The sequence below is a fragment of the Micromonospora sp. KC207 genome, from assembly GCF_004348615.1.
Taxonomy (GTDB): Bacteria; Actinomycetota; Actinomycetes; order Mycobacteriales; family Micromonosporaceae; genus Micromonospora.
Window position 1 is genome coordinate 1 of record NZ_SMKJ01000334.1, and the last position, 6,957, is coordinate 6,957.

The following is a 6,957-nucleotide window of genomic DNA, read 5'->3' on the forward strand; positions in this document are numbered from 1 at the left end:
GGCCACGACCGGCAGGCTGATTGCCGGCCCGGGCCAGCCCGCGGTCGCCCCTGGGACGCTCGGCGTCGCCACCCACGGCGTGGCGGGGCGCGGCGGGCCCGCCGCAGCGTGTCGGTCGGCCGTGGCACCGGGAGGTGCCCCACCGCTCGGGCCAGGCGGGGACGGCAACCGGCTGCCGTCGACTCGACCGGCGACGTCGCCGGGCAGACGGGCCTGGAGCACGTCCACCGGCAGGCCGCCGGCCTCGGCCGGGGCCAGCCAGCGGGCGTCGTCTGCAGGGAGAGCCCCGGCCGCCTCGGGGCGGGGCGCGGCGAGCGCGAAGAGCAAATCGAGCGCGGGGCGCAGGGACCGGGCGACGGCCGCCTCGCCCACCCGCCAGCCGTCGGCCGGCGGCACCAGCGGCGGAAACGCCGGAGTGGGCACCGCCGTCGGGTCGGGCCGGGTCAGCAGCAGCCCGGGGGTCGCCTGGAGCAGCCCCCGGACCCGGCCGGCGCCGGGCCCACCGACGTCCAGGTAGGCCAGCTGCCGAGCCCAGTCGACCCAGCCCACGGCGTCGGTGCGGGTGGCGGCCTCGCCGACGGTGAGGCGCAGGCCGGAGCGCACGTCCCGGTGGTTGGTGACCCGCACGGCGGCGAGCCGCTCCGACTCCGCCGGGGTCAGTGGCCGGGACCGCTCCGGTGCCGCCGGTGCCCAGGTCAGCAGCCCGACGGCCAGGCCGACCGCCGCCGCGGCGGCGACCGCCCCCAGGACGATCACGGCGGTCCGGCGGCGCCCGGCGGGCTCGCCTGCGCCCCTGCGCCCGGCACCCGCTCGGGCACGGTGCGCGGGGCCCCGGTCGCCACGCCGGCCCTGGGCGGGGGCGACGGCGAAGGGGAGTGGCGCCGTGGGCCGGGCCCGGCCCATGTCGGGAGGAAACGCCGGCCGGGCCGGCGGTTCGGGTCGCGTCGGTCCGGGGCAGTTCTCCACGCGAGGTTGAACTCCGGGCGCGCGGAACAGGTGACGCCCGGGGCGGGGTGGCTGGGATCCGTCGCGGCACCCGGGCCGGGAGGCTGGGGGCGCTCGCGGCGGCCGGTCTGCGCCTCGGCGCGACCACGTCGGGTGCGCACGCCGGTGATGTCCCGGGTGCTGCGACCCCTGTGCCGGGGGCAGCCGGCCGTCGAGGGCCGGGCCGCCGGCCCGGACGGCCGCCGCGAGCGGCCTACGGCCACACCCTAGCGCGGTGGCATCGGCCACACAATACAGATATCGAAGCCGATCACTGACTGACGGTAGTCGTCCCAGGGTGTCGGACCCCCGGCGTACCGTGGGGTCATGGCGCTCGACATTCCCCGGCTCGACGGCCGTTTCCAGGTCGTCAGCGAGTTTCAGCCGGCCGGTGACCAGCCGGCTGCCATCGACGATCTGGAGCGTCGGGTGCGGCGCGGCGACCGCAACACCGTGCTGCTCGGCGCGACCGGCACGGGCAAGAGCGCCACCACGGCCTGGCTCGTCGAGCGGTTGCAGCGGCCCACTCTGGTGCTGGCCCCCAACAAGACGCTCTGCGCCCAGCTCGCGAAGGAGTTCAGCGAGCTGCTGCCGCACAACGCGGTGGAATACTTCGTCTCCTACTACGACTACTACCAGCCCGAGGCGTACATCCCGCAGACCGACACCTACATCGAGAAGGACTCCTCGATCAACGAGGAGGTCGAGCGGCTGCGACACTCGGCGACCATGTCGCTGCTGACCCGCCGGGACGTGGTCGTGGTGGCCACCGTCTCCGCGATCTACGGCCTGGGCACCCCGGAGGAATACCTCGACCGCGCCGTCCGGGTCGCCGTCGGCCAGGAACTCGACCGCGACCAACTGCTGCGCCGCCTCGTCGACATCCAGTACACCCGCAACGACATGGCGTTCCAGCGGGGCACGTTCCGGGTCCGCGGCGACACGCTGGAAATCATCCCGGCGTACGAGGAGCTGGCCGTCCGAATCGAGCTGTTCGGCGACGAGGTGGAGAAGCTGTACTACCTCAACCCGCTCACCGGCGACGTGGTCCGCGAGGTCGACAGCCTGATGATCTTCCCGGCGACCCACTACGCCGCCGGCCCCGAGCGGATGGAGCGGGCGACCCGCGACATCGAGGCGGAGCTGGCCGAGCGCCTCGCCGAGCTGGAGCGCCAGGGCAAGCTGCTGGAGGCGCAGCGGCTGCGGATGCGCACCACCTACGACCTGGAGATGATGCGACAGGTCGGCTTCTGCTCCGGCATCGAGAACTACTCGATGCACATCGACGGCCGGCAGCCCGGCAGCCCGCCGCACTGCCTGCTCGACTACTTCCCCGACGACTTCCTCACCGTCATCGACGAGTCGCACGTGACGATTCCCCAGATCGGCGGAATGTACGAGGGCGACGCCTCCCGCAAGCGGATGCTCATCGACCACGGCTTCCGGCTGCCCAGCGCCGCCGACAACCGGCCGTTGCGCTTCGACGAGTTCCTGGAGCGGGTGGGGCAGATGGTCTTCCTCTCCGCCACCCCCGGCGGGTGGGAGATGGAGCAGGCCCAGGGCGAGTTCGTCGAGCAGGTGATCCGCCCGACCGGCCTGATCGACCCCGAGGTGGTGGTGAAGCCCACCAAGGGGCAGATCGACGACCTGATGCACGAGATCAAGCTGCGCACCGAGCGGGACGAGAGGGTCCTGGTCACCACGTTGACGAAGAAGATGGCCGAGGACCTGTCCGATTACCTGCTGGAGAACGGCATCCGGGTGCGGTATCTGCACTCGGAGGTCGACACGCTGCGACGGGTGGAGCTGCTGCGCGAGCTGCGCAAGGGCGAGTACGACGTGCTCGTCGGCATCAACCTGCTCCGCGAGGGCCTTGACCTGCCCGAGGTGTCCCTCGTGGCGATCCTGGACGCCGACAAGGAGGGCTTCCTGCGCAGCAGCCGGTCGCTGATCCAGACCATCGGCCGGGCGGCCCGGAACGTCTCCGGCCAGGTGCACATGTACGCGGACAAGATCACCCCGTCGATGGCGGAGGCGATCGAGGAGACCAACCGGCGCCGGGCCAAGCAGGTCGCCCACAACGAGGCGCACGGGATCAGCCCCGAGCCCCTGCGTAAGAAGATCCACGACATCCTCGACGACATCTATCGGGAGGCGGAGGACACCGAGAACACCCGGGTCGGTGGCGCGGCGCGGCAGCTGTCCCGGGGCAAGGCGCCGGTCAAGGAAACCCGCAGCCGTAGCCGGGCCGGTGCGACCGGTCCGTCGCGGGAGGGGATGGCCCGGGCCGATCTGGCCCAGCTCATCCAGGAGCTCAGCGATCAGATGCTGGCCGCCGCCCGGGAGTTGCAGTTCGAGCTGGCCGCCCGCATCCGGGACGAGGTAGCCGACCTCAAGAAGGAGCTGCGGGGAATGGACGCGGCCGGCGTGAAGTGACCGTCGTGTCCTTTCGGTGACGCCGATTGCCGTCGCCGTAAGCAAGCGAGGTATTGCAGCCAGTGATCGATCTGCGTACTCTCCGTCCTGGGGAGGCGGGGATGCCGTTGCCAACGAGTCCGGTGATTCGACGTGCGCGACTCGGTGCCGAGTTGCGACTGCTGCGCAGGCGGGAGGAGCTAACCCTGGAGCAGGTCTGCGACCGGCTGGGCTGGGCCTCGACCTCCAAGCTGTCCCGCATCGAGTTGGGGCAGAGCCGGCCGGATCTCGCCGACGTGCTCGATCTGCTGGACGTCTACCGGGTCGCGTCGGACGAGCGCGACGCGCTGATCGTCATCGCCCGGGACGCGGCGACCGGCCGCGGCTGGTGGAAGACGCTCGGCGGGATGGGGGAGCGGCAGCGCGCCTACGCGGAGCTGGAGGCCGGGGCGGCCACCGTGGTGGAGTACCAGCCGGCCGTCGTGCCGGGGTTGTTGCAGACCCCGGCGTACGCGCGGCTGCGGCTCGGGGTCGCCCGGCTGCTGCACCCCGACGTGGATGTGGAGGCCGACGTGCGGGCCCGGCTGGTTCGGCAGGAGGTGCTGAACCGACCGGAGCCGCCCCGGTACACGGCGCTGCTGGAACTCGCGGCCTGCGACCCAGGCGGCGTGCCCGACGGCATCTGGCGCGAGCAGTTGCGCCACCTGGTCAACATGGCGGGTAAGTCGAACGTGACGGTCCGGGTGGTCCCGCCCGGGGTGACGGCCGGGGGCGCGCATCCGTTGACCCCGTTCACCCGATACTCCTTCCCCGACCCGGCCGACCCGCGCACGGTGATGCTGGAGGCGTTGACCACGGACGTGCGGTTGGTTTCCGCCGCCGATTTGGCCTGGTACGACGCGGTGGTCGACCGGCTGCTCGACGCCGCGCTCCCGGCGGCGGAGACGACGGCGCTGCTGGCCCGGCTGGCCGACGAACCATCGTTGCCGACGGCGGGCGGCCTCGGTGGGCAGTCGCCGGTCGGGGCCCGGCCGGAGGGGGCGGTGGCGTTGCCCCGGCCCCGCGCGCCCCGGGACTGATGTCGACGCGCGACTGCCGGGCCCGGCACCCCCGAGCCCGCCGGGGCCGGCTGGCCGCGCGTGCGAGCGCACGATAGCCGGGGGGTACGACAAGCCCGGCGCGGCGGCGGGGCGCGGTGAAGACCGGCCGGGCGGGTCGGCGCCCCTTGGCGGGAACGACGCCTCCGACGAGGGCGCGCCTTCGACGAGCGCGCGCCTCAGGCGGGGACGTCGACGAAGTGCTCGACCAGCGGCGGGCCGGCGAAGTGCGGGCCGATCAGCGCCCGCCACTGCCGGAACCGCTCCGTCTCGCGGAAGTTCTCCTCGTGGGCCGCCACGGAGTCCCACTCGACCAGCAGCACGAACCGCGTCGGCGACTCGATGCCCCGGGTCATCCGGACCGAGCGGCAGCCGGGCGTGCCGGCCAGGATCTCGTGCCCCCGCGCGTACGCGGCGGCGAAGTCGTCCTCGTGTCCGGGCGTCACGTCGATGAGCGCAACCTCAAGCACCATGCCGAGAGCGTCGCACGTCCCCGCGCGCACGGATCGCCGGGGTGGCGGTGTCCACCGGGTGGGCCGCATCGCCGCCTCCTCCGGGGCGCGCGGACACCGCCGAAACCTACGGCATGGTCTCCTAGGATGCCATACGCGTGGAGATGTCCGTCACTGGAAGCCCAATTGGAGGCTCCGGTACGAAGACCGGAGATGCGCTTTGCCCTGGTGATGGTGAACAATGGGCGCGTAGGAGGGGAGTATTCCCCCGCGACGGAGTCGTCAGCACGGTCGACCGCCCCCCGGTGGCGCGACCCGGCTCCGTAGGTTGTCGGCCCGCTCGCGGGTCGGCGACGGAAGAGACCTCCGACAGCCACCAGTGTCCGCGTCGCCACACCCACCCGCCCCGGCGGGCGTACGGTGTGCCCGATGCCGTGTGTCTGCCGGAGGATGGGACTTTGAACGTGTCCGGATTGGTGTGGGCGGGGACTCTCGTCGCACTGACAGCGGTTCTGGTCGTCGACCTGCTGATCATCGGTCGGCGACCACATGAGCCGAGTGTCCGCGAGTCGAGCCTCTGGGTCGCCTTCTACGTCGGGCTGGCCCTGTTGTTCGGCGCCGGGTTGTGGATCTTCTCCGGCCCCGGTGTGGCCGGCGAGTTCTACACCGGCTGGCTCACCGAGTACAGCCTCTCGGTGGACAATCTCTTCGTCTTCGTGATCATCATGGCCCGCTTCGGGGTGCCCCGGCAGTACCAGCAGAGGGTTCTGCTCATCGGCATCGTGCTGGCGCTGCTCATGCGCGGCGGTTTCATCGCCGCCGGCGCGGCCCTGATCTCCCAGTTCTCCTGGGTCTTCTACATCTTCGGCGCGTTCCTCATCTACACCGCGGTCAACCTGGCCCGCCAGGGCGAGCCGGACGAGGACGAGTTCAGCGAGAACCTGCTGATCCGGTGGAGCCGCAAGGCGTTGCCCATCTCCAAGGACTACGACGGCGCGAAGATGACCACGCACGTGCTGGGCCGACGGCTGTTCACCCCGATGATGATCGTCATGATCGCTATCGGCACCACCGATCTGATCTTCGCGCTGGACTCGATTCCGGCGATCTTCGGCATCACCCAGGAGCCGTACCTGGTCTTCACCGCGAACGTCTTCGCGCTGATGGGCCTGCGCCAGCTCTACTTCCTGCTCGGCGGGCTGCTGGACCGGCTGATCTACCTCAGCTACGGCCTGGCGGTGGTGCTCGGCTTCATCGGCGTCAAGCTGGTGTTGGAGGCCCTGGCCGACAACCACCTGCCGTTCGTCAACGGCGGTGAACCGGTGGGCTGGGCCCCGCACATCCCGATCTGGCTCTCCCTGACGGTCATCCTCGGCACCCTCTCGGTGGCGACCGTGGCCAGCCTGATCAAGTCGGCCCGGGACCGGCGGCGCGAGCTGACCTCGGCGCGCGGCTGACCCGACCACGACGAAGGGGCGTCCCGGTTGCGGGGGCGCCCCTTGCGTGTCGTGCGGCTCACACCCGGTGCACGCCGACCAGGGTGGCCGTCCGCTCTGCCGGCATCGGCTCCTCCAGGACCCGGCGCTGCTGGTAGCAGGCGTGCAGGATGCGCCGGTTGATGCCAATGTCCGGGGTGGCGCTGACGAAGCCGATGTGGTGGATCCGCCGGCCGGGCCGGGCGAAGAAGTAGAGGTCGCCGGCGCGTTCGGCACCCATCGGTAGCGGGGTGGTCGCGCTGGCCTGGTCGGCGGCGTCGCGGGGCAGCACGACCCCGAACCGCCGCCAGGCCAGGTGCACCAGGCCGGAGCAGTCGATGCCGTACGCCGACACCCCGCCCCAGACGTAGGCCACGTCGTGCAGCCGGGCGGCGACGGCCAGCACGTCCGCCGCGGACGGGGGTGCGGTGGGCGCCGGCACGAGGTGCGCGGCGGGCAGCCAGAGCGGCCGGTCGTGCCCGGGGGCGCGGACCGGCCGCCAGCCGTCCACCGGGGGGTTGGCCGGGGTGAGCC

The 6,957-nt window shown here is 72.2% G+C and carries 5 protein-coding genes and 1 pseudogene; 3 read left to right on the forward strand and 3 right to left on the reverse strand.

The features are described from left to right. Window positions 1–756, reverse strand: a pseudogene (locus E1258_RS28285) (hypothetical protein); the annotation flags it as partial. A 555-nt stretch (window positions 757–1,311) separates the two neighbouring features. Between E1258_RS28285 and uvrB the strand changes: the two are divergent. Next, entirely contained in the window at window positions 1,312–3,420 is a 2,109-nt protein-coding gene (uvrB, locus tag E1258_RS28290) for an excinuclease ABC subunit UvrB (RefSeq protein WP_132406494.1), read from the forward strand. 101 nt (window positions 3,421–3,521) lie between these two features. Next, on the forward strand, window positions 3,522–4,478 hold the full coding sequence (locus E1258_RS28295; protein ID WP_243715748.1) for a DUF5753 domain-containing protein: 957 nt from the start codon (window positions 3,522–3,524) through the stop codon (window positions 4,476–4,478). A 197-nt stretch (window positions 4,479–4,675) separates the two neighbouring features. On the opposite strand, the gene E1258_RS28300 is transcribed toward E1258_RS28295, so the two are convergent. Continuing rightward, on the reverse strand, window positions 4,676–4,969 hold the full coding sequence (locus E1258_RS28300) for an antibiotic biosynthesis monooxygenase (RefSeq protein ID WP_132406496.1): 294 nt from the start codon (window positions 4,967–4,969) through the stop codon (window positions 4,676–4,678). A gap of 437 nt (window positions 4,970–5,406) precedes the next feature. Here E1258_RS28300 and E1258_RS28305 point away from each other — a divergent pair, with 437 nt between their 5' ends. Further along, window positions 5,407–6,405, forward strand: coding sequence for a TerC family protein (locus E1258_RS28305; RefSeq protein ID WP_132406498.1), 999 nt, complete (start codon window positions 5,407–5,409; stop codon window positions 6,403–6,405). 58 nt (window positions 6,406–6,463) lie between these two features. Here the strand turns inward: E1258_RS28305 and E1258_RS28310 are convergent. Beyond that, a partial coding sequence (locus tag E1258_RS28310; RefSeq protein WP_165949921.1) for a C40 family peptidase occupies window positions 6,464–6,957 on the reverse strand: 494 nt, incomplete at its 5' end.

Bases quoted from the DNA above. Each gene is read 5' to 3' on its own strand.
- E1258_RS28295 (WP_243715748.1), top strand. From the start codon at position 3,522: ATGCCGTTGCCAACGAGTCCGGTGATTCGACGTGCGCGACTCGGTGCC.
- E1258_RS28300 (WP_132406496.1), bottom strand. From the start codon at position 4,969: ATGGTGCTTGAGGTTGCGCTCATCGACGTGACGCCCGGACACGAGGAC.
- uvrB (WP_132406494.1), top strand. From the start codon at position 1,312: ATGGCGCTCGACATTCCCCGGCTCGACGGCCGTTTCCAGGTCGTCAGC.